Genomic DNA, 26,204 nt, shown 5'->3' with positions numbered 1-26,204 from the left:
GCTCACAGCACCTCCGGCGCGAGGGAGATGATCTTCATGAACTTCTTCTCGCGCAGCTCACGGCCCACCGGGCCGAAGATACGGGTGCCACGAGGGTCGCCGTCGTTCTTCAGAATGACGGCGGCGTTCTCGTCGAAGCGGATGTACGAGCCGTCCGGACGGCGGCGCTCCTTGACGGTGCGAACGATGACCGCCTTGACGACGTCACCCTTCTTCACGTTGCCACCGGGGATCGCGTCCTTGACGGTGGCGACGATGACGTCACCGATACCCGCGTAGCGGCGACCGGAGCCGCCGAGCACACGGATGCAGAGGATCTCCTTCGCACCCGTGTTGTCGGCGACACGCAGTCGCGACTCCTGCTGGATCACGTCTATCTCCTGGTTGTCTGCCGGTTCCCTCCGGGGTTGAGCCGGAGAGCCTGGCGGAACTGTCCTGCGGGGTAGCCCCCGAAGGAATTACTTAGGCCTCTGCAGGCGAGAACCTCCGCCGGGGGCGGAGCCCCCGGCGGGGGGCAGCGGGGACGGGGTCCCCGCTTGATTACTTCGCCTTCTCGAGGATCTCCACGACGCGCCAGCGCTTCGTCGCCGAGAGCGGGCGGGTCTCCATCAGGAGAACCCGGTCGCCCACGCCGGCGGCGTTCTGCTCGTCGTGCGCCTTGAGCTTGTTCGTACGGCGGATGACCTTGCCGTACAGCGCGTGCTTGACGCGGTCCTCGACGGCGACGACGACGGTCTTGTCCATCTTGTCGCTGACGACCAGACCCTCACGGGTCTTGCGGAAACCGCGGTCCGTCTTGGTCTCTTCAGTCACGTTGCTCTCGCTCATCAGGCGCTCTCCACCGTTTCGATGCCCAGCTCGCGCTCACGCATCAGGGTGTAGATCCGCGCGATGTCCTTGCGGACGGCCTTGAGCCGACCGTGGTTCTCGAGCTGACCCGTCGCCGCCTGGAAGCGGAGGTTGAACAGCTCTTCCTTGGCCTCGCGGAGCTTGTTGAGGAGCTCCTCGTTGCCCAGCTCGCGCAGCTCCGACGCCTTGGTACCGGCCGACATCACGCTTCACCTGCCTCGCGCTTGACGATCTTGCACTTCATCGGCAGCTTGTGAGCCGCACGGGTCAGGGCCTCGCGCGCGATCTTCTCGTTGGGGTACGACAGCTCGAACATCACGCGTCCGGGCTTGACGTTGGCCACCCACCACTCCGGCGAACCCTTACCGGAACCCATGCGGGTCTCGGCCGGCTTCTTGGTGAGGGGGCGGTCCGGGTAGATGTTGATCCAGACCTTGCCACCACGCTTGATGTGACGCGTCATGGCGATACGAGCGGCCTCGATCTGGCGGTTCGTCACGTAGGCCGGGGTCAGCGCCTGGATGCCGTACTCGCCGAACGCAACCTGCGTGCCACCCTTGGACATGCCGCTGCGCTTGGGGTGGTGCTGCTTGCGGTGCTTGACCCTACGGGGGATCAGCATGACGGTCAGGCCTCCGTTCCGGTGCTCTCAGCCGGAGCGGCGGCGGGAGCCTCGGCCTTGGGGGCCTCGGCGCCGGCAGCCTGCTGCGGCTTACGACCGCGCCCGCCACGCTCGCCACCGCGGCCACCACGGGCCGGGCGGTCGGCGCCGCCGCGAGCCGGGCGGTTACCCGCACGGGCAGCGGCGTTCTCGGCGCGGACCTCGGCGATGTTCTTGACGTCGCCCTTGTAGATCCAGACCTTCACACCGATGCGGCCGAAGGTCGTCTTGGCCTCGAAGAAGCCGTAGTCCACGTTCGCGCGGAGCGTGTGCAGGGGCACACGGCCCTCGCGGTAGAACTCCGAGCGGGACATCTCGGCGCCACCGAGGCGGCCACCGCACTGGATCTTGATGCCCTTGGCGCCGGCCTTCATCGCCGACTGCATGCTCTTGCGCATGGCACGGCGGAAGGAGACGCGGGAGGACAGCTGCTCGGCGACGGCCTGGGCCACCAGCTGAGCGTCCGTCTCCGGGTTCTTGACCTCGAGGATGTTCAGCTGGACCTGCTTGCCGGTCAGCTTCTCCAGGTCACCGCGGATGCGGTCGGCCTCGGCGCCGCGGCGGCCGATGACGATGCCCGGACGCGCGGTGTGGATGTCCACACGCACACGATCACGGGTGCGCTCGATCTCGACCTTGGAGATGCCGGCGCGCTCCATGCCGGACGTCATCATCCGACGGATGGCGACGTCTTCCTTGACGTAGTCCTTGTACAGCTTGTCGGCGTACCAGCGCGACTTGAAGTCGGTCGTAACGCCGAGCCGGAACCCGTGCGGGTTTACCTTCTGGCCCATTACCGGGTTCCTTCCTTGCTGCTGACGACCACGGTGATGTGGCTGGTCCGCTTGCGGATCCGGTAGGCACGGCCCTGGGCACGCGGACGGAACCGCTTCAGGGTCGGGCCCTCATCGACGTAGGCCTCGGAGATGTAGAGGCTGTCGACATCGGTGTGGTCGTAGTTGTGCGCGGCGTTGGCGATGGCGCTGTCCAGCACCTTGCCGACCGGCACGCTCGCGGCCTGCGGGGCGAAACGCAGGACCGCCTGAGCCTCCGTGGCGTTGAGGCCACGGATGAGGTCCACCACGCGGCGGGCCTTCATGGGCGTGACGCGGATGTACCGCGCCTGGGCCCTGGCTTCCATGGTTGTCCTTCCAGTGTCTGTCATGGTCATTCCACCCCGCGCTTAGCGGCGCTTCGACTTCCGGTCGTCCTTGACGTGACCCCGGAAGGTGCGCGTCGGCGAGAACTCGCCGAGCTTGTGGCCGACCATCGACTCGGTGACAAACACCGGAATGTGGGTCTTGCCGTTGTGCACCGCGATCGTGTGGCCCAGCATGGCCGGGATGATCATCGAGCGACGGGACCAGGTCTTGATGACGTTCTTGGTGCCGGCTTCGTTCTGGGCGTCCACCTTCTTGATCAGGTGGTCGTCGACGAAGGGCCCCTTCTTGAGACTGCGCGGCATCTAAACCCGCTCCTAGCGCTTCTTGTTCGTCTTGCGGCGGCGGACGATGTACTTGTTCGACGCCTTCTTGGGCGAACGAGTACGGCCTTCCTTCTTGCCCCACGGGGACACCGGGTGGCGACCACCGGAGGTACGGCCCTCACCACCACCGTGCGGGTGGTCAACCGGGTTCATGACCACACCACGCACGGTCGGGCGGACGCCCAGCCAGCGCTTGCGGCCGGCCTTGCCCCAGTTGATGTTGCTCTGCTCGGCGTTGCCGACCTCGCCGACGGTGGCGCGGCAGCGGACGTCGACCAGGCGGATCTCACCGGACGGCATGCGCAGGTGGGCGTAGGAGCCCTCCTTCGCGAGCAGCTGCACGGAAGCACCGGCGGAGCGGGCGAACTTGGCGCCACCGCCCGGACGGAGCTCGATCGCGTGGATCGTGGTACCGACCGGGATGTTGCGGAGCGCCAGGTTGTTGCCCGGCTTGATGTCTGCCCCGGGACCGTTCTCGACGCGGTCACCCTGCTGCAGGTTGCGCGGGGCGAGGATGTAGCGCTTCTCGCCGTCCGCGTAGTGCAGCAGCGCGATGCGCGCGGTGCGGTTGGGGTCGTACTCGATGTGCGCGACCTTCGCCGGCACGCCGTCCTTGTCGTGACGACGGAAGTCGATCACTCGGTAGGCGCGCTTGTGTCCGCCACCCTGGTGGCGAACGGTCACACGACCGGAACTGTTACGGCCGCCCTTGCTGTGCAGCGGGCGAACCAGCGACTTCTCCGGCGTGGACCGCGTGACCTCGACGAAGTCGGCGACGCTGGAGCCACGACGGCCCGGCGTAGTCGGCTTGTACTTGCGGATTCCCATTTCTCAGTCCTCGTCCGATATCGGACGATCCGGACCGCCGTCAGGCGGTCGGACCGCCGAAGATGTCGATACGGTCGCCCTCAGCGAGGGTCACGATCGCGCGCTTGGAGCCGGCACGCTGACCGAAACCGGTCTTGGTGCGCTTGCGCTTGCCCTGGCGGTTGATCGTGTTGACCCCGGTGACCTTGACCGAGAAGACCGACTGCACGGCCTGCTTGATCTGGGTCTTGTTGGCGCTCGGGTCGACGATGAACGTGTACTTGCCCTCGTCGAGGAGCGCGTAGCTCTTCTCCGAGACGACCGGCTTGAGCAGCACGTCACGGGGGTCCGTGAAGGACTTGCTCAGCGGGGTCTCGACGGTGTTCTTGCCCTCGGTGGCGTGGCGCCGCGCCTTCTTGACGCGAGCCTCCTTGGCCTTCTTCGCGGCCTTCGAGGCGATAGCGGGGTGACGGATGGCCATCAGACCTCGCTCCCTTCGGTGTCGTTGGCCTTCGGGCCGGCGACGAAGGACTCGAAAGCGGCCTTGGTGAAGACCACGTCGTCCGAGACGAGAACGTCGTACGTGTTCAGCTGGCCCGGCTCCAGGATGTGGACCTGGGGCAGGTTGCGGGCGGACAGCCACGCGGCCTCGTCGGAGCGGTCGACGACCAGGAGCAGGTTCTTGCGCTCGCTGATCTTGCCGAACAGGCTCTTGGCGGCCTTCGTGGAGGGGGTCTCGCCCTCGACCACGCCGGAGACGACGTGGATGCGGTTGTGACGGGCCCGGTCGGTGAGGGCGTGACGCAGCGCGGCAGCCTTCATCTTCTTGGGCGTCCGCTGCGAGTAGTCGCGCGGCACGGGACCGTGCACGACGCCACCACCGGCGAACTGCGGCGCGCGGGTCGAACCCTGACGGGCGCGACCGGTGCCCTTCTGGCGGTAAGGCTTCTTGCCACCGCCGCGGACCTCGCCACGGGTCTTGGTCTTGTGCGTGCCCTGGCGGGCAGCGGCCAGCTGTGCGACGACGACCTGGTGGATCAGCGGAATGCTGACCTTCTCAACGTCGAAGATCTCCGCGGGGAGCTCGACGGAACCGGCCTTGTCGCCCGCCGGCGAAAGGATGTCAACAGTGCTCATTACCTCAGGCCCCCTTGGCCGCGGTGCGGACCAGGACGAGGCCGCCGTTCGGACCGGGAACCGCGCCCTTGATGAGCAGCAGACCCTTCTCCGCGTCAACGGCGTGGACGGTCAGGTTCTGGGTGGTGACCCGCTCGTTGCCCATGCGACCCGCCATGCGGAGGCCCTTGAACACACGGCCCGGGGTGGCGCAGCCACCGATGGAACCGGGAGAGCGGTGCTTGCGCTGGGTGCCGTGTCCGGCGCCGAGGCCACGGAAGTTGTGGCGCTTCATGACACCGGCGAAGCCCTTGCCCTTGCTCTTGCCGGTCACGTCGACCTTCACGCCGGCCTCGAACACCTCAGCGGTGATCTCCTGGCCCAGCGTGTACTCGGAGGCGTCCGCGGTGCGGATCTCGACGAGGTGGCGACGGGGGGTGACGTCGGCCTTGGAGAAGTGGCCCTTGAGGGGCTTGTTCACCTTGCGCGGGTCGATCTCGCCGAAGGCGATCTGGACGGACTCGTAGCCGTCGACATCGTTCGTACGGACCTGGGTGACGACGTTGGGCCCGGCCTTGACGACGGTGACCGGGACGACGCGGTTGTTCGCGTCCCACACCTGCGTCATACCGAGCTTCTCGCCCAGGATGCCCTTGATCTGCTTAGCCATCTCTCAGATCACCGGCCTCAGAGCTTGATCTCGATGTCGACACCGGCCGGGAGGTCGAGTCGCATCAGAGAGTCAACGGTCTTGGGGGTGGGGTCGAGGATGTCGATCAGGCGCTTGTGGGTGCGCATCTCGAAGTGCTCGCGCGAGTCCTTGTACTTGTGCGGCGACTTGATGACGCAGTACACGTTCTTCTCAGTGGGCAGCGGCACCGGGCCCGCGACCGACGCACCAGTACGCGTCACCGTCTCGACGATCTTCTTCGCCGAGGAGTCGATGACCTCGTGGTCGTAGGCCTTGAGCCGGATGCGGATCTTCTGTCCCGCCATGGCTACTAGTAGTCCTGTCTCTCGTAACGCTCTGGAACCCGGCGTTCCAGCCCTTCTGTCCGACCCACGCGGTCGGGCGTGTCGCTCTTCCGCTGACACAGATGCCCCTTGGTTCGAACATCCCTGCAGGGAATGCGCACGGCCCTTCCGGAACCGCAGACCGGGACCTAGAAGGCCACCGGGTGCCTGGCCGGTGCCGCACTGACGCTTCCCGAAAGATTCCCGTACGTCCGCCCCAGCGCTGCCGTGTGGCAGTTAGGGCGACGAGTACTGTGGGACTCGCTTCCGGTCCTCCCGGCGGGAGGCGCGCAGCATCAACACTCGACCGAGCAACTCGGACAGTCTGCCATACGGGGCATGGCAGACGCCAATCGAGCCGGAGAGAATACCCCGGGGGTGACGTAGGTCAAACCGAGGTCGGAGTACTCGTGGTTGTACCTCACGGTGACGCATGGTCCACGCTGGGCAGGGAGATACTGCGCGGCGAGAAGCTGCCTGATGATCAGCGTCGGCGCGCATCCGGAGCCGGGTAGGGGGAGAACACCGGCTTTCGGGGGAAAACCTGCGGAAAGACGTCCACGCGATGCGCACCGGACATCACCGCAGCCAGGAACTCGACGAGTCCGCCTTCGAAGTGCGGCCACTTCATGTTGCGCGCGCCGTTGGCCGTGGTGGTCCAGGAATTCGGCTCGTCCTCCGGACGGGTCACCCAGTAGATCGTGTCGCGATTGTCCGTTGCCGCCACGGCCAGCAGTTCGTCGGTCTCGTACGGGATGTTCCCACCCCTCTCCCGCGCCTGGTCCAGGATCTCCGCGGCCCGCTCCGATGATTCCAGGAGACGGGTCATGGAGAAGGGCGATTCCGGCTGGAAGATGTACAGGAAGTCATCGAGGGACCCCGGCCCGTACCGCTCGACGAGCCACTTGTAGTCGTCCGGCAGCGCTACGCCGAGGGCCTCCTCGACCTCGGCCCAGTCGACGTGGATCTCGACGCCGACGGGCGGCGGCACGATGCGCAGGAGTTCGTCGCGTGCGGTCACGACATCTCCTGGGGTGCTCCGTCCTCGCTGATACCCGGGAGGCCGACGCCCCTCGTCCGCTGGCCCAGGGGGTAGAGGAGCTCTCCCGCTTCCCGGCTCGCCGTCGTACCGCTCGTCCTGCCATCCGGCCCTGAGTGGGTCGAACCGGACGGCCGACGACGTGGTGATCGTGTCGGCGGGCCAGCCGTACGTCACCAGGCCGCCGCACTCGGAGAGGAACCGACGCGCGGCGTCGTAGGCCACAAAGGACCCGCACTCGCGCAGGACCGACTCCCCGGTGTCCGTGGTCACTGAACGGCAGGGCCGCCAGCCCGCACGCCGCAGCACTTCATCGGTCCGCGGGGACGAGCCAGGTGCCTGATCAGCACGCACTTACATCACCCTCGCGCAGGACGACGACGAGCTGCACCGGTGCTTCGGTGTCGTCGTGCTTGACCCCTGTCAGGAGGACCTTGCCGGAGAACCTCCATGCGGTCTGGTCGATGAAATCCGCCCCGCCCGTCAGGTCCTCGTCGCACACCTCGAGGCGAGTGCCGAGCACCCCGGACTCGAACTGGGAGACGACCCCCGGGAGTTCGGCGACAGCGGCGTCGTACAAGTCGTCCAGGTACGTGTCCGGGTCGGGCCACTCGTCAGCGACCTCGCGAGACCAGAGCGTGAACTCCACCTCCACGGGCCCGTCGCCCTGGATCCAGGCGCCGGCGTCGTCACGCCGCCAGGTGGTCGCCCATCCCTTTGCCGGATTCCTGCGCTCGCCTTCCCAGCCCGATGCGGCGAGAACCGCTTCCACGGCCTGACCAGTGAGCCTGTCAAGATCAGACAGCCGACTCAGTTCTCCACTTACGTCAACCATTTACGGGCGATCGTCGCTTCCATGATCGCAATGCCACTCCTCGAGATTGAGAGCGGCAGCGATGAACTTGCCCCCAGTAGTGACACTCGCCGGCCGGTCCATCAACAACCGTGTGCACACGTGAACTTACAAGGCACAATCGTTCGACGGAAAGGTGGGGCTCGCAACGTGATCTGCGGCCGCTCTCCCAGTCCCACCACGAAACATCAGCAGGACATCAGCCCGTGAAGCGGAACGTCGACGTGATCGCGTCGAAGATGTCGAAGAACGAGTCCGCGAGGTCGAGGACCTGGCTACTGCCGGCGACCAGGGCCACCTTGCCCTCCTGGCCCGGCACCGGGATGTACGTCTGCATCAGCACAGCGCGGATCGCGCGATTGAGCGGGTCGCCGGGTACGACGATGTCCTCAATGCCGAACGTCCGTGCCGCCGGGCCGACTCCGGGGATGTCGACGGTCGTCACCTTCCGCCAGGAGTCGCCCTCCCGCTTGGCCTCCTTGACGGCGAGCTGGCTCGCTATGACGGCCGGGTCGTTCGACAGCGGCTCACCGCGCTCGTTGCGCCCGCCCACCAGGGAGACGGTCACCGACCCCGTGATCGGCGTGTCCCCGCCGAAGCTCTCTGCCATGCAGCCGCAGTACAGCGCGCCCGACTTCCACGCATCCACAGCCGCCTTCCGGAGGAAGTCGACGTACGTGTCCCGGTACTGCTCCAACTCCGGCCGCTGCCGCACCCGTTCGTTCACCATCCGCCGGATCGAGTCGTCCCGCGACTCCGGCCGTACGTCGAACTCCCACCACGACTCCGGCACCTTGATCCGGAACCCGCCCCTCTCGACGGTCAGTGCCTCCATGTAGCGGGCCATGACGCCGGCCTCCCCGTTCGCTCGATCACTCGACAGTCGATCACTCGTGCGCTCATCGTGCCACTACTCCTCCAGCGTCCAGAACGGTGAGTCCTTCGGCGGTGCGGGGCGTACGGGATGCGTGCTGAAGTCGATGTCCGCGTCCGCGTTCGGGGCTCCGATCGGCAGGCGGTGCTGGCTGTCCGGGCCGTAGTACACACCGTAGGCCCAGTACTCGGGCAGCTCGTGGCCCATGAGCTGTAGATCCAGGGCGACCCATTGCCGCGTCCCGTACGAGGCGTTGATCCTCGCGACCGCCTCCGCCCGGGAGATACCGACCCGCTCCACCAGCACGTCCGCCATCTCACGGAAGTACGCGAGCATCTCCTCGTCGAGCGGAAGCACGAACTCCGTGCCCGTCGTGCCCGCCGTGGGACACGCCCCGTACTCGACGAGCCAGCGCAGGCGCCTGACCTCCGCCACCAGTCGCGGCACCGCTTCCCTGGCCCTGGCGGCGAATACGGTGTCCGGGGTCGCGGCTGCACACAGTGCCTCGATCGCGTCCAGGTCGAGGTGGTCGTGAGCCGGTTCCGAAGTCATGCCTCATTCTTACTGCCCGGCAGCGGCGAACCGGTCCGGGGGCTGCCCCCACCCCCGTCCACCAGCCCACCGGATGGCCTGTCCCCCACTCCCCCGGTCACCGTAGTGACCCACGACCACGAAAACGGGGACCCATCATGCGCACCGTCACAGCCACCGCCCTCACCCTGGCCCTCGCCGCAGCCACCGCAGCACCCGCCGTCGCCACACCCGGCAAGCCGAGTACCGACGGCCTCTGGCGCATGGACGGCTACGGCACCGTCCTCTCCCTCGACGGCGACACCTTCCAGGAGTTCCAGACCACATCGGTCAGCTGCCTCAAGGGCGACACCGCCCGGCGCACCGGCCCGGGCACGTACACCACCGCCTACGGCACCGTCCTGACCGTCCGCCCCGGCCCGAACGAGAACCGTGCCTCCCTCGGCGCGGACAGCTCCGTCGGCCACCGCACCCTGCGGCGGATCCACGCCCTCCCCGCCGACTGCACCCGCCCCACACCCAAGGACCCGCGCACCGCCTTCGACGTCTTCTGGCACTCCTTCGCCGAGAACTACCCCTTCTTCGCCGCGAAGGGCATCGACTGGCAGGCCACCCGGGACCGCTACCGCCCGAAGGTCGACCAGGACACCACCCGCCAGGAACTCTTCGCCGTCTTCAGCGACATGGTCCGCCCCCTCTACGACGCCCACGTCGCGGTCCGAGACGGAGACGGCGTCTTCGCCCAGGTCCGCCCCGGCACCGAACTGCCCACGCAGGCGATGGACACAAGGGTCAAGAAGTTCATCGGCGAACGCGACCTCAAGGGCGCCCCGTACCGCCAGGACTTCGCCAACGGCCGGATCACCTACGCCGACCTGCCCGGCAGTGCGGACCAGGGCTACCTCCGTATCTCCGGCTTCGGCGGCTACACCCCCGAGGACGCCCCGTACGCCGCCCACCTCGCCGAACTCGACAAGGCCCTCGACACGATCCTCACCACGGACCGCACCCAGCGCCTCAAGGGCCTGATCATCGATCTGCGCATCAACGGCGGCGGGTCCGACGCCCTCGGCATCCACATCGCCGAGCGCCTGACGGACAAGCCCTACGTCGCCTACGCCAAACGCGCCCGCAACCACCCCACAGAACCCGGCAGGCACACCCGCCCCGAGCCCATCCCGGTCGTCCCGGCCGACGGGCCTCGCTACACCGGCCCCATCGCCGTACTGACCGGAGGCTCAACCGTCAGCGCGGGCGAGACCTTCACCCAGGCCCTCATCAACCGTCCTGGCGGCACCATCCGCATCGGTCAGCCCACACAGGGCGTCTTCTCGGACGTCATGGAACGCAACCTGCCCAACGGCATGACCGCCTTCCTCCCGAACGAGGAGTTCCTCAACCGCTCCGGCCACACCTACGACGGCACGGGCATCCCACCCCACCTCACCGAACCGGTCTTCACCAAGGAGGAGTTCGCCAAGAAGCGGGACTCCGCGTTCGACCGCGCTGTGAGTGTCCTTCGGAACGACCGCTAGACGGAGGCCACGAAGTCCGACCAGGCCTCCGGCGCGAGTGCGAGCCGGGGGCCTGCCGTCGTCGGCATCACCTGAAGCGTGACGTTACGCAATCGAGCCACCCCCAGCAGGTGTTCGAGCTGCTGACGCCACACCATTGTGCCTCCAACCCGCCGACGCAGCGGCGCCTCTTCCAGGGCGAAGCTGAGCGCCGGAGCAGGAGAGCGCTCGAAGATCGACTTCCTGGCCATACGTGCGGCGACCAGGTGCTCCACTTCCTCCTCCGAGTACGGCGGTTGCCACGCCTCGAACAAAGCGCGCGCATGCTCCGGCGTCTGCAACAGCCCATGGATGCTGAGCCCGACGTACACCCCCAGCTCAACCGCCTTGCCCTCCAGTTCCGCAAGAGCCCGCACGCTCTTCGGATACCGAACCCTCTTCACGTCCTCCCACGTCGCCGCGATGAGCCCACCCGCCCCCAGTACCGCATCAGCCCTGACCAGATAGTCCTGCCGAGGGATCCGCTTCCCGCCCTCGATCTTGTAGACCATGTCCTCGCCGTACCCGACCGCCGTCCCGAACTCGGCGGCCCGCATCCCCACCGCCTCCCGCCGCAGCTTCAGCTGCCGCCCGACGGTCGCGATGACGGCGACACCCCAACTCCCCCTCCTGGAGTCCGAGTCCGAGTCCGGCCGCGGCCTCCTCCTCGTCGACACACTCGCCGACCGCTGGGAGTCACCCCGGGCCCGCCGCCACGCAAGACCGTCTGGGCAGAACTCACCCTCTGACCGGAGCCCGACACCTCGCGCTCCGGTGCCGCGGGCGGTCTCCCTCAAGGACCACGAGGAGGAAAGAACCCCACCAAGCCCCACCCCTCCCGCCCGGGCCGCCGCCTCACTCACGCGAGTGAACATCTCCGACTCAGCTGGATCCGGGAGCCTTTGCCTGCCCTACGCTCAGCGCAACACACCGCAGACATGCGACGGCCCTCGCCGGGACGGCAATCCCAGTGCGAGGGCCTGACCACCGAGGAAGGCTCCAACTTCCTGATGGATACGCAGAACCCTAACGTGCCCTCGCACGCCCACACCCCCGTAACCGGGAAGAAGCACCCGAACCAGCGGCACCCGCGCGCCGGCCTGGTGCACGACAACACCCGCCACACCACCCGCTTCACGGTGATCGGCAACCACCTCGCCCAGCACCCGGAGCTGTCGCTGCTCGCGATCGGGCTGTCGGTCCACATCCAGTCGCTCCCGGCGGGCGCCCGGGTCGACATCAAGACCCTCGCCGCCCGCTTCCCCGAGGGCACGACCCGCATCGCCGCCGCCCTGCGCGAGCTGGAAACCCACGGCTACCTACGCCGCGAGCGCGAACGCGTCCCCGGCGGCCGGATCGTCACCCGCACGATCTCCTGCAACCAGCCCGGACACAGCGGTACGGACGCCCCTCGCCCAGCCCCGAGGAAGCGAACGAGGCCGCCCGGCAGCAAGCTCCTCCCGGCCGTACCGCACCCGGCCCACCCCGCACCCGCCCTCCTCCGACAGGCCACGGACCTCCTCACAGGCCTCCACCGCGAGGACACCCGCCTCCTCCTCTCCGCCCGCGACACCGCCCACCTCGCCCCCGGCGTCGCCGCCTGGCTCGAACGCGACGTCACACCTGCCGCCGTACGCCACGCCCTGACCACCGACCTCCCACCCGAGGCGCTCCGCCGCCCGGCCGCCCTCCTGGCCCACCGCCTCACGGCCCAGCTGCCACCCCCGCCGCCGTTCGTGACCTCACCGGCATTCCCGCCGCCCGCCCGGCACCCGCTCCAGACCTGCGACGGTTGCGACCGCGCCTTCCGCGCACCGGCCCCCGGCCGCTGCCGCGACTGCCGTACCGACGGGGCCGGGCTTCCGGAGGCCGCGTGAGAAGAGCGACTACCGCATAGCGCAGTACGCCTGGCGGGACCCGCAGACGCCAGGACCTTGTCGCCGGACATGCCCTGAGTCATGATCCGCCCCATGGACAAGCGAAGACGTGTACTCGGCACCTTTCTCGGGGTCGCACTGGCCACCGTGCTCCTCCCCGGCATCAGCACGATCCTCGACTCACCCCCGTGGGAGATGGTCCTCGCCGGCGCGGTCTTCCTCATCGTGAACCAGCTGATCTACAGCTACCCGAACGACATCAGGACCGCTCCCCCCGTCTTCCTGCTGATCCTGGGGGTGGTCGGCATCGCTCAGGACACCCTGATCTGGTTGCTCGTGTCCTGGCTCGGCTCCGACATGGAGTACGGCCTCCACGTCGACGGCTTCCTCGCCGCCCTGCTCGGCGGCGTCGTGGTGCGGGTGACGGTCCTGGTCTTCCTCGCCCTCGGGCCGTCCCGGACGGCTCCCCAGCCCTCGTAGAACGGGCGTCGGACACAGCAAAGGGGCCCGCACGACCGAAGTCGTACGGGCCCCTCCGAGCCACTCAGGTCAGTAGACCCTCAAGCCAGTCCGAGGACTCACTTGGTGATCTTGGTGACCTGGCCGGCGCCCACGGTCCGGCCACCCTCACGGATGGCGAACTTCAGGCCCTCCTCCATGGCGACGGGCTGGATGAGCTCCACCTTCATCTCGGTGTTGTCACCCGGCATGACCATCTCGGTGCCCTCGGGGAGGGTCACCACGCCGGTCACGTCCGTCGTACGGAAGTAGAACTGCGGGCGGTAGTTGTTGAAGAACGGCGTGTGGCGGCCACCCTCGTCCTTGGACAGGATGTAGGCCTGCGCCTCGAACTCGGTGTGCGGGGTGACCGAGCCCGGCTTGATGATGACCTGGCCGCGCTCGACGTCCTCGCGCTTGATGCCACGAAGCAGCAGACCGACGTTCTCACCGGCCTGGCCCTCGTCGAGGAGCTTCCGGAACATCTCGATGCCGGTGACCGTGGTGGTGGTCTTCTCCTGCTTGATGCCCACGATGTCGACGGTCTCGTTGACCTTGAGGACACCACGCTCGATACGGCCGGTGACGACCGTACCGCGACCGGTGATCGTGAAGACGTCCTCGATCGGCATGAGGAACGGCTTGTCGACGTCACGCTCGGGCTGCGGGATGTTCTCGTCCACAGCCTTCATGAGCTCGAGGACGGAGTTGCCCCACTCCTTGTCGCCCTCAAGAGCCTTGAGCGCCGAGACCTTGACGACCGGAAGGTCGTCGCCCGGGAACTCGTACTCGGAGAGGAGCTCACGAACCTCGAGCTCGACGAGCTCCAGGATCTCCTCGTCGTCCACCATGTCGGCCTTGTTCAGGGCGACGACGATGTACGGAACGCCGACCTGGCGGGCCAGGAGCACGTGCTCCTTGGTCTGCGGCATCGGGCCGTCGGTGGCGGCGACCACGAGGATGGCGCCGTCCATCTGCGCCGCACCCGTGATCATGTTCTTGATGTAGTCCGCGTGACCGGGGCAGTCGACGTGGGCGTAGTGACGCGTCTCGGTCTGGTACTCGACGTGCGCGATGGAGATGGTGATACCGCGCTGGCGCTCCTCAGGAGCCTTGTCGATCTGGTCGAAGGCCGAGGCCTCGTTCAGGTCCGGGTACGCGTCGTGCAGCACCTTGGTAATGGCGGCCGTGAGGGTCGTCTTACCGTGGTCGATGTGACCGATGGTGCCGATGTTGACGTGCGGCTTAGTCCGCTCGAACTTCGCCTTCGCCACTGGGGTCCTCCTGTGGAGTGGTTCTGGTACGCCTTACTTCATCGGCGCCAGGTGATCTTTGCTGGATGTCCCGGATCCCCGGGGCATTCCCTCCGACATTGCGGCGGAATGCCCCACGAGGCTCCGGAGTCAAGCCTACGGCGTGTAGACGCGGTGCGTTACTCGCCCTTGGCCTTCGCGATGATCTCCTCGGCGACGTTCCGGGGAACCTCGGCGTAGGAGTCGAACTGCATGGAGTAGCTGGCACGGCCGGACGTCTTGCTGCGCAGGTCGCCGACGTAGCCGAACATCTCCGAAAGGGGCACGAGGCCCTTCACGACGCGGGCACCGGCCCGCTCCTCCATGGCCTGGATCTGACCACGGCGGGAGTTGATGTCGCCGATGACCTCACCCATGTAGTCCTCGGGCGTGGTGACCTCGACGGCCATCATCGGCTCGAGCAGTACGGGGCTGGCCTTGCGCGCGGCCTCCTTGAAGGCCTGCGAACCGGCGATCTTGAACGCGAGCTCGGAGGAGTCGACCTCGTGGTAGGCACCGTCGAGCAGCGTCACGCGGACACCGGTCATCTCGTAACCGGCGAGGATGCCGAACTGCATGGCCTCCTGCGCACCGGCGTCCACCGAAGGAATGTACTCCTTCGGCACACGGCCACCGGTCACCTTGTTGATGAACTCGTAGCTGGCGTCGCCGCCTTCGATCGGCTCGATCGCGATGATGACGCGAGCGAACTGGCCGGTACCACCCGTCTGCTTCTTGTGGGTGAACTCGACCTTCTCGACGGCCTTGCGAATGGTCTCGCGGTACGCGACCTGCGGCTTGCCGACGTTGGCCTCGACCTTGAACTCACGGCGCATACGGTCGACCAGCACCTCGAGGTGCAGCTCGCCCATACCGCCGATGATGGTCTGGCCGGTCTCCTCGTCTGAGTGGACCTGGAAGGACGGGTCCTCCTCGGCGAGGCGCTGGATCGCGACGCCGAGCTTCTCCTGGTCGCCCTTCGACTTGGGCTCGATGGCGACCTGGATGACCGGCGCCGGGAAGTCCATGGACTCCAGGATGACCGGGTTCTTGTCGTCCGACAGCGTCTCACCGGTGGTGGTCTGCTTCAGGCCCATGACGGCGACGATGTCGCCGGCGCCCACCGACTCGATCTCCTCACGCTTGTTCGCGTGCATGCGGTAGATCTTGCCGATGCGCTCCTTCTTGCCCTTCACCGAGTTCAGCACCTGGGTGCCGGAGTGCAGGCGGCCCGAGTAGACCCGGACGAAGGTGAGCTTGCCGAGGTGCGGGTCGCTCATGATCTTGAACGCGAGCGCGGCGAGGGGCTCCTCGTCCGACGGCTTGCGCGCGATGACCTGCTCCGGGTCCTTGACGTCGTGGCCCTCGATGGCCTCGACGTCGAGCGGGGTGGGCAGGTAGCGCACGACCGCGTCGAGCAGGGGCTGAACGCCCTTGTTCTTGAACGCGGTGCCGCAGAACACGGGGGTGACGGTGGTGCCGCCGCCCTTGCCGGACGCGATGGTGATGCGACGGATCGCGGCGTAGAGCTGCTCCACGGTGGGCTCGGTGCCCTCCAGGTACAGCTCCATCAGCTCTTCGTCGTTCTCGGCGACGGCCTCGAGCAGCTTGCCGCGGTACTCCTCGGCAGCCTCGGCGTGGGTGTCCGGGATGTCGACGGTGTCGTACATCTCGCCCTTGGTCGCCTCGGCCGACCAGACCAGGGCCTTCATCGTCACGAGGTCGATGACGCCCTTGAAGTCCGCCTCGGCACCGATCGGCAGCTGCATGACGAGCGGCTGCGCGCCCAGGCGGTCCGAGATCATGTCCACGCAGCGGTGGAACTCGGCGCCGGTGCGGTCCAGCTTGTTGACGAAGCAGATACGCGGCACGCCGTAACGGTCGGCCTGACGCCACACCGTCTCGGACTGCGGCTCGACACCGGCGACACCGTCGAACACCGTCACGGCACCGTCGAGCACGCGCAGGGAGCGCTCCACCTCGACGGTGAAGTCGACGTGCCCCGGGGTGTCGATGATGTTGATGGTGTAGTCGTTGTCCTCGAGCGGCCAGTGACAGGTGGTCGCAGCAGACGTGATCGTGATGCCACGCTCCTGCTCCTGCTCCATCCAGTCCATGGTGGCAGCGCCGTCGTGGACCTCACCGATCTTGTACGAAACGCCGGTGTAGAACAGGATCCGCTCGGTGGTGGTCGTCTTGCCCGCGTCGATGTGGGCCATGATCCCGATGTTGCGGACCCTGGCCAGGTCAAGCGAAGTGGTAGCCATAAGGCTTCAGTCTTCTCTCGGTCTCGATGGGGTCTGCGACTACCAGCGGTAGTGCGCGAAGGCCTTGTTGGACTCGGCCATCTTGTGCGTGTCCTCACGCTTCTTCACAGCGGCGCCCAGGCCGTTGCTGGCGTCGAGGAGCTCGTTGAGCAGACGCTCGGTCATGGTCTTCTCGCGACGGGCGCGGGAGTAACCGACGAGCCAGCGCAGCGCCAGGGTGTTGGCACGGCCGGGCTTGACCTCGACCGGGACCTGGTAGGTGGCACCACCGACACGGCGGGACTTGACCTCGAGGGTCGGCTTGATGTTCTCGAGAGCGCGCTTCAGCGTGATGACCGGGTCGTTGCCGGTCTTCTCGCGCAGGCCCTCCATGGCGCCGTAGACGATGCGCTCGGCGGTGGAGCGCTTGCCGTTCAGCAGCACCTTGTTGATCAGGGAGGTCACCAGAGGAGAACCGTAGACCGGGTCGATGATGACCGGGCGCTTCGGGGCGGGGCCCTTACGAGGCATTCTTACTTCTCCTTCTTGGCGCCGTAGCGGCTGCGGGCCTGCTTGCGGTTCTTGACACCCTGAGTGTCGAGCGAGCCGCGGATGATCTTGTAGCGAACACCCGGCAGGTCCTTCACACGGCCGCCGCGCACGAGCACGATGGAGTGCTCCTGCAGGTTGTGTCCCTCACCCGGAATGTAAGCGGTGACCTCGATCCCGCTGGTCAGACGCACACGCGCGACCTTACGCAGGGCCGAGTTCGGCTTCTTCGGGGTGGTCGTGAACACACGCGTGCAGACGCCACGGCGCTGAGGCGAACCCTCGAGTGCGGGCGTCTTGTTCTTCTCGACCTTGTCCTGCCGGCCCTTGCGGACCAGCTGCTGGATCGTAGGCACTACTTCTCCGGTTTCTGTGTGCCGATGGTGAAGCTAACCTGGAACGTCGCCGACCCACGCGGTCGGGTGTGTCGAATCCCGCGGACTCCCGCCGCCAGGCAGAAATAAGCGCGGATTACGGTGGCCGGTGTCAGCTCGCTGTGCGGTTGATGGCACGCACGAGAGCCAGGGCACACCCCAGGCACAAGGTCTGAGCGTACCTATCGCATTCGCTGCGGTCAAAACAAATGGATGCCGCCCGCATCACCATGCGGGACATGTCAAGAGCACCGGCCGTTATCGATCTTCAATTCGATGACGGCTGTCCGATTTGCGCGTGTTTCTTGCTGCCGGGGCTTCACCCGGCCGCGATGGACACCACCGTCAGCAACACCAGGACGAGTGCCCAGCCGGCCGTGGACAACCATCCGAGTACGAGACCGGTCAGCGCGAGCCCGTCCCCCAGCTCCCCCCGGTTGCGGATCTCGGCCCGCGCCACGTGCCCCAGCACCACGGCCGGAATCCCGGTCAGCCCCATGGTGGGCACGCACAGCAGCCCGCACACGCCGGCCGCCACGGCCTTCCCGTTCGTCTGCGGCCGCGGCACGGGCAGAAACGCCCGCGGCACGGGCACGGCCCCCGCCGGCTGCGGCCAGGGCCCCTGCGGCAGATCGGCGACGAGCAGCGCCAGCTCCCCCACGGTGCGCGCCGCGTACGCCCGCGCCACCCGCTTCTCGAACTCGCCGTGCTCCATCCGCCCCTCGCCGTAACCGGCTCTGAGCACGTCCACGGCCCGCTCCCGATCGGCATGCGAGGCGAGCATGGACGGCACACTGGGGCCCTGCCAGGGCTGCCAGGAGGGATAGGGCGGCTGGGACACGGAGGACCTCCCCGGGGGCCGGAGTCCTTCCATGATGCGCCCTGGCGGCCCTCCTGGCACCGGCGCGTGCCCGCTGACACGCCGAAGGGCGGCCACCCCGAGAGGTGACCGCCCTTCAGTGACTCAGACGTACGCCTTACTGGTTGTACGGACCGTAGTCGTAGTCCTCCAGCGGCACGGCCTGGCCGGAGCCCGTGCCGAACGGCGAGTAGTCGATGTCGTCGTAGCCGACGGCCGAGTACATCGCGGCCTTGGCCTCCTCGGTCGGCTCGACCCGGATGTTGCGGTAGCGGGACAGACCCGTACCGGCCGGGATGAGCTTACCGATGATGACGTTCTCCTTGAGGCCGATGAGGCTGTCGGACTTGGCGTTGATCGCCGCGTCCGTCAGGACTCGGGTCGTCTCCTGGAAGGAGGCGGCCGACAGCCAGGATTCCGTCGCCAGCGAGGCCTTGGTGATACCCATCAGCTGCGGACGACCGGAGGCCGGGTGACCGCCCTCCTGGACCACACGACGGTTCTCGGTCTCGAACTTCGAGCGCTCGACCAGCTCGCCGGGCAGCAGCTCGGCGTCGCCGGACTCGATGATCGTCACGCGGCGGAGCATCTGCCGGATGATGATCTCGATGTGCTTGTCGTGGATCGACACACCCTGCGAGTTGTAGACCTTCTGGACCTCGCCGACCAGGTGGACCTGGACGGCACGCTGGCCCAGGATGCGCAGCACGTCGTGCGGGTTGGTGGCACCCACGGTGAGCTTCTGGCCCACCTCGACGTGCTCGCCCTCGCTGACCATCAGACGGGCACGCTTCGAGATCGGGTAGGCCATCTCGTCGCTGCCGTCGTCCGGGGTGACGACGATCTTCTTGGTCTTCTCGGTCTCCTCGATCCGGACGCGGCCGGAGGCCTCGGAGATCGGGGCGACACCCTTCGGGGTACGGGCCTCGAAGAGCTCGACGACACGCGGCAGACCCTGGGTGATGTCGTCACCGGCCACACCACCGGTGTGGAAGGTACGCATCGTCAGCTGGGTACCGGGCTCACCGATGGACTGGGCGGCGATGATGCCGACCGCCTCACCGATGTCGACCAGCTTGCCGGTGGCCAGCGAACGGCCGTAGCACATGGCGCAGGTACCGACAGCGGACTCGCAGGTCAGGACCGAGCGGGTCTTGACCTCCTCGACGCCGTGGCGGACCAGCTCGTCGATGAGCACGTCGCCGAGGTCGGTACCGGCCGGGGCCAGCACCTTGCCGTCGACCACGATGTCCTCGGCGAGGCAGCGCGCGTACACGGACGTCTCGACGTCCTCCGCCTTGAGCAGCGTGCCCTCGGCGTTCCGGCTCGCGATCTGCAGACGCAGACCGCGCTCGGTGCCGCAGTCCTCCTCGCGAATGATGACGTCCTGGGAGACGTCGACCAGACGACGGGTGAGGTAACCCGAGTCGGCGGTACGCAGAGCGGTGTCCGCCAGACCCTTACGGGCACCGTGCGTGGAGATGAAGTACTCCAGCACGGACAGGCCCTCACGGAAGGAGGCCTTAATGGGACGCGGGATCGTCTCGTTCTTCGCGTTCGACACCAGACCACGCATACCGGCGATCTGACGCATCTGCATCATGTTGCCTCGTGCACCCGAGTTCACCATCATGAAGATCGGGTTGGTCTTCGGGAAGTTGTCGTTCATCGCCTCGGCGACCTCGTTGGTCGCCTTGGTCCAGATCGCGATGAGCTCCTGCGTGCGCTCGTCCTTGGTGATCAGACCGCGCTCGTACTGCTTCTGGACCTTCTCGTCCTGCGCCTCGTAGCCCTTGACGATCTCCTTCTTCGCCTCGGGAACGACGACGTCGGAGATGGCCACGGTGACGCCGGAACGGGTCGCCCAGAAGAAGCCGGACGCCTTCAGGTTGTCGAGCGTCGCCGCCACGATGACCTTCGGGTAGCGCTCGGCGAGGTCGTTGACGATCTCGGAGAGCTGCTTCTTACCGACCTCGTAGTCGACGAACGGGTAGTCCTCGGGCAGCAGCTCGTTGAAGAGCGCGCGGCCCAGCGTGGTGTTCAGCCGGAAGCTGTCACCCTGCTGCCACTCGGGCTCGCCCTCCTCACGCGCCGGCGGGGTCCAGCCACGCGGCGGGATGGTGCCGACCGGGAAGCGGACGTCGATCCTCGACTGGAGCGACAGCTCGCCCGCGTCGAAGGCCATGATCGCCTCGGCGACCGAGGCGAACGAGCGACCCTCGCCCTTGAGCTCGCGCATCTCGCCGTCGGTGGTGAGGAAGAACAGACCGAGGACCATGTCCTGGGTCGGCATCGTCACCGGGCGGCCGTCGGCGGGCTTGAGGATGTTGTTCGAGGACAGCATCAGGATGCGGGCCTCGGCCTGCGCCTCCGCGGACAGCGGCAGGTGCACGGCCATCTGGTCACCGTCGAAGTCCGCGTTGAACGCGGTGCAGACGAGCGGGTGGATCTGGATGGCCTTGCCCTCGACCAGCTGCGGCTCGAAGGCCTGGATGCCGAGGCGGTGCAGCGTGGGCGCACGGTTCAGCAGAACCGGGTGCTCCGCGATGACCTCTTCCAGCACGTCGTACACGACCGTGCGGCCGCGCTCGACCATGCGCTTGGCGCTCTTGATGTTCTGCGCGTGGTTCAGGTCGACCAGGCGCTTCATTACGAACGGCTTGAAGAGCTCCAGCGCCATCGCCTTCGGCAGACCGCACTGGTGCAGCTTCAGCTGCGGACCGACGACGATCACGGAACGCGCGGAGTAGTCCACACGCTTACCGAGCAGGTTCTGGCGGAAGCGACCCTGCTTACCCTTCAGCATGTCGCTGAGGGACTTCAGCGGGCGGTTACCGGGACCGGTGACCGGGCGACCGCGGCGGCCGTTGTCGAACAGCGCGTCGACGGCCTCCTGGAGCATGCGCTTCTCGTTGTTCACGATGATCTCGGGCGCGCCGAGGTCGAGAAGCCGCTTCAGTCGGTTGTTCCGGTTGATCACACGGCGGTACAGGTCGTTCAGGTCGGAGGTCGCGAAGCGGCCACCGTCCAGCTGCACCATCGGACGCAGGTCCGGCGGGATGACCGGCACGCAGTCCAGCACCATGCCCTTGGGGCTGTTGCTGGTCTGCAGGAACGCGGAGACGACCTTCAGGCGCTTGAGCGCACGGGTCTTCTTCTGGCCCTTGCCGGTACGGATGATCTCGCGGAGGCGCTCGGCCTCCTCGTCGAGGTCGAAGGACTCCAGGCGCTTCTGCAGCGCCGCGGCACCCATCGAGCCGTCGAAGTACGTGCCGAAGCGGTCACGCAGCTCGCGGTAGAGCAGCTCGTCGCCCTCGAGGTCCTGGACCTTGAGGTTCTTGAACCGGGTCCACACCTCGTCGAGACGGTCGATCTCGCGCTGCGCACGGTCGCGCAGCTGCTTCATCTCGCGCTCGGCACCCTCGCGCACCTTGCGGCGCACGTCGGCCTTGGCGCCCTCGGCCTCCAGCTCGGCCAGGTCGGTCTCGAGCTTCTTGGCGCGGGCCTCCAGGTCGGCGTCGCGGCGCTGCTCGATCTGCTGGCGCTCGACGGAGACGTGGGCCTCCAGTGAGGGCAGGTCGCGCGTACGGCGCTCCTCGTCGACGTACGTGATCATGTACGCCGCGAAGTAGATGACCTTCTCCAGGTCCTTCGGGGCGAGGTCGAGCAGGTAACCCAGCCGCGACGGGACGCCCTTGAAGTACCAGATGTGCGTGACGGGCGCGGCGAGCTCGATGTGGCCCATCCGCTCACGGCGCACCTTGGCGCGCGTGACCTCGACGCCACAGCGCTCACAGATGATGCCCTTGAAGCGGACACGCTTGTACTTGCCGCAGTAGCACTCCCAGTCCCGGGTCGGACCGAAGATCTTCTCGCAGAAGAGTCCGTCCTTTTCGGGCTTGAGCGTGCGGTAGTTGATCGTCTCGGGCTTCTTGACCTCGCCGTGGCTCCACTGACGGATGTCGTCAGCGGTAGCCAGACCGATCCGGAGCTCGTCGAAGAAGTTGACGTCGAGCACTATGCGTCAATCCCTCTCAGGGTTGTAAGTCATGGGGTCTGATACGGGGGTCCTGGGGCCGGCGGCCTTCATGACGAAGGCCGCCGAACTCCCGTCAGACCTCTTCGACGCTGCTCGGCTCACGCCGGGACAGGTCGATGCCAAGCTCCTCCGCAGCGCGGAAGACGTCCTCGTCGGTGTCGCGCATCTCGATGGACATGCCGTCCGAGGACAGCACCTCCACGTTGAGGCACAGGGACTGCATCTCCTTGATGAGCACCTTGAAGGACTCGGGGATGCCGGGCTCGGGAATGTTCTCGCCCTTGACGATGGCCTCGTAGACCTTCACGCGGCCGGTGACGTCGTCGGACTTGATGGTCAGCAGCTCCTGGAGGGCGTACGCGGCGCCGTAAGCCTCCAGCGCCCACACCTCCATCTCACCGAATCGCTGGCCACCGAACTGGGCCTTACCACCCAGCGGCTGCTGGGTGATCATCGAGTACGGACCGGTCGAACGGGCGTGCAGCTTGTCGTCGACCAGGTGGTGCAGCTTGAGGATGTACATGTAGCCGACCGAGATCGGCTCCGGGAACGGCTCGCCGGAGCGGCCGTCGAACAGTCGCGCCTTGCCGGACGGGAGCACCATGCGCTCGCCGTCGCGGTTCGGGATGGTGTGGTTCAGCAGACCGGCCAGCTCGTCCTCGCGGGCACCGTCGAAGACCGGCGTCGCGACGTTGGTCCGCGGCGGGACCTGGTCGGCGTCGATGGCCTGCAGGCGCTGCGCCCAGTCCTCCGCCAGGCCGGAGACGTCCCAGCCCTGGCTGGCGAGCCAGCCGAGGTGGATCTCCAGCACCTGTCCCGGGTTCATTCGGGACGGCACACCCAGCGGGTTGAGGATGATGTCGACCGGGGTGCCGTCCTCCAGGAACGGCATGTCCTCGATCGGCAGGATCTTCGAGATGACGCCCTTGTTGCCGTGGCGGCCGGCGAGCTTGTCACCGTCGGTGATCTTGCGCTTCTGCGCGACGTAGACGCGCACCAGCTGGTTCACACCGGGGGGAAGCTCGTCGCCCTCCTCGCGGTCGAAGACGCGCACGCCGATGACCTTGCCGGTCTCGCCGTGCGGCACCTTCAGCGAGGTGTCACGGACCTCACGGGCCTTCTCACCGAAGATCGCGCGCAGCAGGCGCTCTTCCGGCGTCAGCTCGGTCTCACCCTTGGGCGTGACCTTGCCGACGAGGATGTCACCGGCGATGACCTCGGCACCGATGCGGATGATGCCGCGCTCGTCGAGGTCGGCGAGGACCTCCTCGGAGACGTTCGGGATGTCCCGCGTGATCTCCTCGGGGCCGAGCTTGGTGTCACGGGCGTCGACCTCGTGCTCCTCGATGTGGATCGAGGAGAGGACGTCGTCCTGCACGAGGCGCTGCGACAGGATGATCGCGTCCTCGTAGTTGTGACCCTCCCACGGCATGAACGCCACGAGCAGGTTCTTGCCCAGCGCCATCTCGCCGTTCTGGGTGGCCGGACCGTCGGCCAGGACCTGGCCCTCGATGATCCGGTCGCCCTCGGCCACGATGACCTTCTGGTTGACCGAGGTGCCCTGGTTGGAACGGGCGAACTTGGCCAGGCGGTACGTGATGTACGTGCCGTCGTCGTTGGCGGTGGTGATGTAGTCCGCGGAGACCTCCTGGACCACACCGGCCTTCTCGGCCTTGACCACGTCGCCGGCGTCGACCGCGGAGCGGTACTCCATGCCGGTGCCGACGAGCGGGGACTCGGACTTAATCAGCGGCACGGCCTGACGCATCATGTTCGCGCCCATGAGGGCACGGTTGGCGTCGTCGTGCTCGAGGAAGGGGATCATGGCGGTCGCGACCGACACCATCTGGCGCGGCGAGACGTCCATGTAGTCCACGTCCTCGCCACCGACGTAGTCGACCTCGCCGCCCTTACGGCGGACCAGCACGCGGGCCTCGGCGAAGCGGAGCTCGTCCGTCAGCGGCGCGTTGGCCTGCGCGATGACGAAGCGGTCCTCCTCGTCGGCCGTGAGGTAGTCGACCTGGTCGGTGACCTGGCCCTCGAACACCTTGCGGTACGGGGTCTCGACGAAACCGAACGCGTTCACGCGGCCGTAGGTGGCGAGCGAGCCGATCAGACCGATGTTCGGGCCTTCGGGCGTCTCGATCGGGCACATGCGGCCGTAGTGCGAGGGGTGCACGTCACGGACCTCGAAGCCGGCCCGCTCACGGGACAGACCACCCGGGCCGAGCGCGGACAGACGCCGCTTGTGCGTCAGACCCGACAGCGGGTTGTTCTGGTCCATGAACTGGGACAGCTGGCTGGTGCCGAAGAACTCCTTGATGGAGGCGACGACCGGCCGGATGTTGATCAGGGTCTGCGGCGTGATCGCCTCGACGTCCTGGGTCGTCATCCGCTCGCGGACGACACGCTCCATACGCGCCAGACCCGTACGGACCTGGTTCTGGATGAGCTCGCCGACGCTGCGCAGGCGGCGGTTGCCGAAGTGGTCGATGTCGTCGGTCTCGACGACCACGGACGTGCCGTTGTCACCGACCGTCTCGGTCTCGCCGGCGTGCAGCTTCACCAGGTACTTGATCGTCGCGATGATGTCCTCGACGGTCAGGATCCCGGCGTCCAGCGGGGTGTCCGTACCCAGCTTCTTGTTGACCTTGTAGCGGCCGACCTTGGCCAGGTCGTAGCGCTTGGGGTTGAAGTAGAGGTTCTCGAGCAGCGTCTGCGCGGCCTCACGCGTGGGGGGCTCGCCCGGACGCAGCTTGCGGTAGATGTCGAGCAGCGCGTCGTCCTGGCCCTGGGTGTGGTCCTTCTCCAGGGTGGCGCGCATGGACTCGTACTCGCCGAACTCCTCGAGGATCTGCTCGGTGGTCCAGCCGAGCGCCTTGAGCAGGACGGTGACGGACTGCTTGCGCTTGCGGTCGATACGGACACCGACCATGTCGCGCTTGTCGATCTCCATCTCCAGCCAGGCACCCCGGGACGGGATGACCTTGGCGGAGAAGATGTCCTTGTCGGACGTCTTGTCGATCGAGGAGTCGAAGTAGACACCCGGCGAGCGGACGAGCTGCGACACCACGACACGCTCGGTGCCGTTGATGACGAAGGTGCCCTTGTTCGTCATGAGCGGGAAGTCGCCCATGAAGACGGTCTGGGACTTGATCTCGCCGGTCTCGTTGTTCGTGAACTCGGCGGTGACGAAGAGCGGGGCCGCGTACGTGAAGTCGCGCTCCTTGCACTCGTCGATCGAGTTCTTCGGCGGCTCGAAGCGGTGGTCGCGGAAGGTCAGCGACATCGACCCGCTGAAGTCCTCGATCGGGGAGATCTCCTCGAAGATCTCCTCGAGCCCGGACTTGGTGGGGACGTCCTGACCGTTCTCGAGAGCCTCCTCGACCCGACTCTGCCAGGCGGTGTTGCCGAGCAGCCAGTCGAAGCTCTCGGTCTGCAGCGCGAGCAGGTTCGGAACCTCAAGAGGCTCCTTGATCTTTGCAAAAGAGATGCGCAGCGGGGCAGTGCTGGCGGCGTTGTTCGTATTCGCGGTCGAGGCGTTGCGCGAGGCGGCCAAGAGGGGGTCCTTCCGAGGGCTCGGACTCACTACGCGCGTACCGGCCCCTCTCCCGTACACGGAGACAAGCTATGTCCATCCGGCCGAAAAGCCAGGTCGGACAGGTCTTGTCGTCGATGCTCGGGCGA

27 protein-coding genes are annotated in these 26,204 nt (G+C 67.0%); 3 read left to right on the top strand and 24 right to left on the bottom strand.

The features are described 5' to 3' along the window. Positions 1 to 2 precede the first annotated feature (2 nt). The 16 genes from rplN to HDA41_RS41500 form a co-directional block, all read right to left on the bottom strand. Positions 3 to 371 carry a 50S ribosomal protein L14 gene (gene rplN, locus HDA41_RS24325; protein WP_003998823.1) on the bottom strand — a complete coding sequence of 123 codons (369 nt, stop codon included), beginning with the start codon at positions 369 to 371 and terminating at the stop codon, positions 3 to 5. Between the two features lie 169 nt (positions 372 to 540). Beyond that, positions 541 to 828, bottom strand: coding sequence for a 30S ribosomal protein S17 (gene rpsQ, locus HDA41_RS24320; RefSeq protein WP_010036717.1), 288 nt, complete (start codon positions 826 to 828; stop codon positions 541 to 543). Beyond that, on the bottom strand, positions 828 to 1,052 hold the full coding sequence (gene rpmC / locus HDA41_RS24315) for a 50S ribosomal protein L29 (RefSeq protein WP_010036720.1): 225 nt from the start codon (positions 1,050 to 1,052) through the stop codon (positions 828 to 830). Before rpmC ends, rpsQ begins: the two co-directional genes overlap by 1 nt. Then, entirely contained in the window at positions 1,052 to 1,471 is a 420-nt protein-coding gene (rplP, locus tag HDA41_RS24310; protein WP_059424836.1) for a 50S ribosomal protein L16, read from the bottom strand. Before rplP ends, rpmC begins: the two co-directional genes overlap by 1 nt. Before the next feature lie 5 nt (positions 1,472 to 1,476). After that, a complete protein-coding gene (gene rpsC, locus HDA41_RS24305) occupies positions 1,477 to 2,304 on the bottom strand; it encodes a 30S ribosomal protein S3 (RefSeq protein ID WP_030839666.1) in 828 nt (275 codons plus the stop codon). Beyond that, complete coding sequence (gene rplV / locus HDA41_RS24300; RefSeq protein WP_010036727.1) at positions 2,304 to 2,651, bottom strand: 50S ribosomal protein L22; 348 nt, start codon at positions 2,649 to 2,651, stop codon at positions 2,304 to 2,306. The genes rpsC and rplV overlap by 1 nt, the downstream gene beginning before the upstream one ends. A 42-nt stretch (positions 2,652 to 2,693) precedes the next feature. Then, entirely contained in the window at positions 2,694 to 2,975 is a 282-nt protein-coding gene (rpsS, locus tag HDA41_RS24295) for a 30S ribosomal protein S19 (RefSeq protein ID WP_033528345.1), read from the bottom strand. Positions 2,976 to 2,987: 12 nt separating this feature from the next. Then, entirely contained in the window at positions 2,988 to 3,824 is an 837-nt protein-coding gene (gene rplB, locus HDA41_RS24290) for a 50S ribosomal protein L2 (RefSeq protein ID WP_184987143.1), read from the bottom strand. Positions 3,825 to 3,864: 40 nt separating this feature from the next. Further along, complete coding sequence (gene rplW, locus HDA41_RS24285) at positions 3,865 to 4,284, bottom strand: 50S ribosomal protein L23 (RefSeq protein WP_086601016.1); 420 nt, start codon at positions 4,282 to 4,284, stop codon at positions 3,865 to 3,867. Next, positions 4,284 to 4,940, bottom strand: a complete 657-nt coding sequence (gene rplD / locus HDA41_RS24280; protein WP_059424831.1) for a 50S ribosomal protein L4 — start codon at positions 4,938 to 4,940, stop codon at positions 4,284 to 4,286. Before rplD ends, rplW begins: the two co-directional genes overlap by 1 nt. A 4-nt stretch (positions 4,941 to 4,944) precedes the next feature. Beyond that, positions 4,945 to 5,589 carry a 50S ribosomal protein L3 gene (rplC, locus tag HDA41_RS24275; protein WP_003992355.1) on the bottom strand — a complete coding sequence of 215 codons (645 nt, stop codon included), beginning with the start codon at positions 5,587 to 5,589 and terminating at the stop codon, positions 4,945 to 4,947. 17 nt (positions 5,590 to 5,606) lie between these two features. Further along, positions 5,607 to 5,915, bottom strand: a complete 309-nt coding sequence (rpsJ, locus tag HDA41_RS24270; protein ID WP_003948644.1) for a 30S ribosomal protein S10 — start codon at positions 5,913 to 5,915, stop codon at positions 5,607 to 5,609. A gap of 502 nt (positions 5,916 to 6,417) precedes the next feature. After that, a complete protein-coding gene (locus tag HDA41_RS43075; RefSeq protein WP_512700972.1) occupies positions 6,418 to 7,245 on the bottom strand; it encodes an SMI1/KNR4 family protein in 828 nt (275 codons plus the stop codon). Positions 7,246 to 7,315: 70 nt separating this feature from the next. Beyond that, positions 7,316 to 7,744, bottom strand: a complete 429-nt coding sequence (locus HDA41_RS24255) for a hypothetical protein (protein WP_184987139.1) — start codon at positions 7,742 to 7,744, stop codon at positions 7,316 to 7,318. A gap of 280 nt (positions 7,745 to 8,024) precedes the next feature. Then, on the bottom strand, positions 8,025 to 8,672 hold the full coding sequence (locus HDA41_RS24250) for a hypothetical protein (protein ID WP_184987137.1): 648 nt from the start codon (positions 8,670 to 8,672) through the stop codon (positions 8,025 to 8,027). A 63-nt stretch (positions 8,673 to 8,735) separates the two neighbouring features. Continuing rightward, complete coding sequence (locus tag HDA41_RS41500; RefSeq protein WP_230299417.1) at positions 8,736 to 9,251, bottom strand: hypothetical protein; 516 nt, start codon at positions 9,249 to 9,251, stop codon at positions 8,736 to 8,738. 137 nt (positions 9,252 to 9,388) lie between these two features. Here HDA41_RS41500 and HDA41_RS24240 point away from each other — a divergent pair, with 137 nt between their 5' ends. After that, positions 9,389 to 10,765 carry a S41 family peptidase gene (locus tag HDA41_RS24240; RefSeq protein WP_184987135.1) on the top strand — a complete coding sequence of 459 codons (1,377 nt, stop codon included), beginning with the start codon at positions 9,389 to 9,391 and terminating at the stop codon, positions 10,763 to 10,765. Here the strand turns inward: HDA41_RS24240 and HDA41_RS24235 are convergent. After that, complete coding sequence (locus tag HDA41_RS24235) at positions 10,762 to 11,460, bottom strand: helix-turn-helix domain-containing protein (RefSeq protein WP_184993689.1); 699 nt, start codon at positions 11,458 to 11,460, stop codon at positions 10,762 to 10,764. The genes HDA41_RS24240 and HDA41_RS24235 overlap by 4 nt on opposite strands. A 333-nt stretch (positions 11,461 to 11,793) precedes the next feature. On the opposite strand from HDA41_RS24235, the gene HDA41_RS24230 reads away from it, so the two are divergent. Then, on the top strand, positions 11,794 to 12,660 hold the full coding sequence (locus tag HDA41_RS24230; protein ID WP_184993687.1) for a helix-turn-helix domain-containing protein: 867 nt from the start codon (positions 11,794 to 11,796) through the stop codon (positions 12,658 to 12,660). A 93-nt stretch (positions 12,661 to 12,753) separates the two neighbouring features. Next, positions 12,754 to 13,140, top strand: a complete 387-nt coding sequence (locus HDA41_RS24225) for a phage holin family protein (RefSeq protein ID WP_184987133.1) — start codon at positions 12,754 to 12,756, stop codon at positions 13,138 to 13,140. Between the two features lie 98 nt (positions 13,141 to 13,238). Here the strand turns inward: HDA41_RS24225 and tuf are convergent, their stop codons facing one another. The 7 genes from tuf to rpoB all read right to left on the bottom strand — a co-directional run bounded on the left by tuf (position 13,239) and on the right by rpoB (position 26,076). Continuing rightward, complete coding sequence (tuf, locus tag HDA41_RS24220) at positions 13,239 to 14,432, bottom strand: elongation factor Tu (protein WP_184987131.1); 1,194 nt, start codon at positions 14,430 to 14,432, stop codon at positions 13,239 to 13,241. Positions 14,433 to 14,590: 158 nt separating this feature from the next. Beyond that, on the bottom strand, positions 14,591 to 16,717 hold the full coding sequence (gene fusA, locus HDA41_RS24215; RefSeq protein ID WP_184987129.1) for an elongation factor G: 2,127 nt from the start codon (positions 16,715 to 16,717) through the stop codon (positions 14,591 to 14,593). Positions 16,718 to 16,756: 39 nt separating this feature from the next. Beyond that, positions 16,757 to 17,227 (bottom strand): 30S ribosomal protein S7, encoded by a 471-nt coding sequence (gene rpsG / locus HDA41_RS24210; protein WP_003998848.1) that lies wholly within the window; start codon positions 17,225 to 17,227, stop codon positions 16,757 to 16,759. 2 nt (positions 17,228 to 17,229) lie between these two features. Then, positions 17,230 to 17,601 carry a 30S ribosomal protein S12 gene (gene rpsL / locus HDA41_RS24205; RefSeq protein ID WP_003948652.1) on the bottom strand — a complete coding sequence of 124 codons (372 nt, stop codon included), beginning with the start codon at positions 17,599 to 17,601 and terminating at the stop codon, positions 17,230 to 17,232. Positions 17,602 to 17,938: 337 nt separating this feature from the next. Then, on the bottom strand, positions 17,939 to 18,460 hold the full coding sequence (locus HDA41_RS24200; protein ID WP_230299416.1) for a DUF1707 and DUF4190 domain-containing protein: 522 nt from the start codon (positions 18,458 to 18,460) through the stop codon (positions 17,939 to 17,941). A gap of 136 nt (positions 18,461 to 18,596) precedes the next feature. Next, positions 18,597 to 22,496: a DNA-directed RNA polymerase subunit beta' gene (locus HDA41_RS24195; protein ID WP_059424787.1), complete on the bottom strand. Its 3,900-nt coding sequence runs from the start codon at positions 22,494 to 22,496 to the stop codon at positions 18,597 to 18,599. A 94-nt stretch (positions 22,497 to 22,590) separates the two neighbouring features. Beyond that, positions 22,591 to 26,076, bottom strand: coding sequence for a DNA-directed RNA polymerase subunit beta (gene rpoB / locus HDA41_RS24190; RefSeq protein ID WP_184987125.1), 3,486 nt, complete (start codon positions 26,074 to 26,076; stop codon positions 22,591 to 22,593). Positions 26,077 to 26,204 lie beyond the last annotated feature (128 nt).

The organism is Streptomyces caelestis, from assembly GCF_014205255.1.
Lineage (GTDB): Bacteria > Actinomycetota > Actinomycetes > Streptomycetales > Streptomycetaceae > Streptomyces > Streptomyces caelestis.
Note: the sequence above shows the minus strand (reverse complement) of the source record. Positions and strands in the feature narration are given on the sequence as shown.

Bases quoted from the DNA above. Each gene is read 5' to 3' on its own strand.
- rpsQ (WP_010036717.1), bottom strand. From the start codon at position 828: ATGAGCGAGAGCAACGTGACTGAAGAGACCAAGACGGACCGCGGTTTC.
- rpmC (WP_010036720.1), bottom strand. From the start codon at position 1,052: ATGTCGGCCGGTACCAAGGCGTCGGAGCTGCGCGAGCTGGGCAACGAG.
- rplP (WP_059424836.1), bottom strand. From the start codon at position 1,471: ATGCTGATCCCCCGTAGGGTCAAGCACCGCAAGCAGCACCACCCCAAG.
- rpsC (WP_030839666.1), bottom strand. From the start codon at position 2,304: ATGGGCCAGAAGGTAAACCCGCACGGGTTCCGGCTCGGCGTTACGACC.
- rplV (WP_010036727.1), bottom strand. From the start codon at position 2,651: ATGGAAGCCAGGGCCCAGGCGCGGTACATCCGCGTCACGCCCATGAAG.
- rpsS (WP_033528345.1), bottom strand. From the start codon at position 2,975: ATGCCGCGCAGTCTCAAGAAGGGGCCCTTCGTCGACGACCACCTGATC.
- rplB (WP_184987143.1), bottom strand. From the start codon at position 3,824: ATGGGAATCCGCAAGTACAAGCCGACTACGCCGGGCCGTCGTGGCTCC.
- rplW (WP_086601016.1), bottom strand. From the start codon at position 4,284: ATGGCCATCCGTCACCCCGCTATCGCCTCGAAGGCCGCGAAGAAGGCC.
- rplD (WP_059424831.1), bottom strand. From the start codon at position 4,940: ATGAGCACTGTTGACATCCTTTCGCCGGCGGGCGACAAGGCCGGTTCC.
- rplC (WP_003992355.1), bottom strand. From the start codon at position 5,589: ATGGCTAAGCAGATCAAGGGCATCCTGGGCGAGAAGCTCGGTATGACG.
- rpsJ (WP_003948644.1), bottom strand. From the start codon at position 5,915: ATGGCGGGACAGAAGATCCGCATCCGGCTCAAGGCCTACGACCACGAG.
- HDA41_RS24250 (WP_184987137.1), bottom strand. From the start codon at position 8,672: ATGGCCCGCTACATGGAGGCACTGACCGTCGAGAGGGGCGGGTTCCGG.
- HDA41_RS41500 (WP_230299417.1), bottom strand. From the start codon at position 9,251: ATGACTTCGGAACCGGCTCACGACCACCTCGACCTGGACGCGATCGAG.
- HDA41_RS24240 (WP_184987135.1), top strand. From the start codon at position 9,389: ATGCGCACCGTCACAGCCACCGCCCTCACCCTGGCCCTCGCCGCAGCC.
- HDA41_RS24230 (WP_184993687.1), top strand. From the start codon at position 11,794: ATGGATACGCAGAACCCTAACGTGCCCTCGCACGCCCACACCCCCGTA.
- HDA41_RS24225 (WP_184987133.1), top strand. From the start codon at position 12,754: ATGGACAAGCGAAGACGTGTACTCGGCACCTTTCTCGGGGTCGCACTG.
- fusA (WP_184987129.1), bottom strand. From the start codon at position 16,717: ATGGCTACCACTTCGCTTGACCTGGCCAGGGTCCGCAACATCGGGATC.
- rpsG (WP_003998848.1), bottom strand. From the start codon at position 17,227: ATGCCTCGTAAGGGCCCCGCCCCGAAGCGCCCGGTCATCATCGACCCG.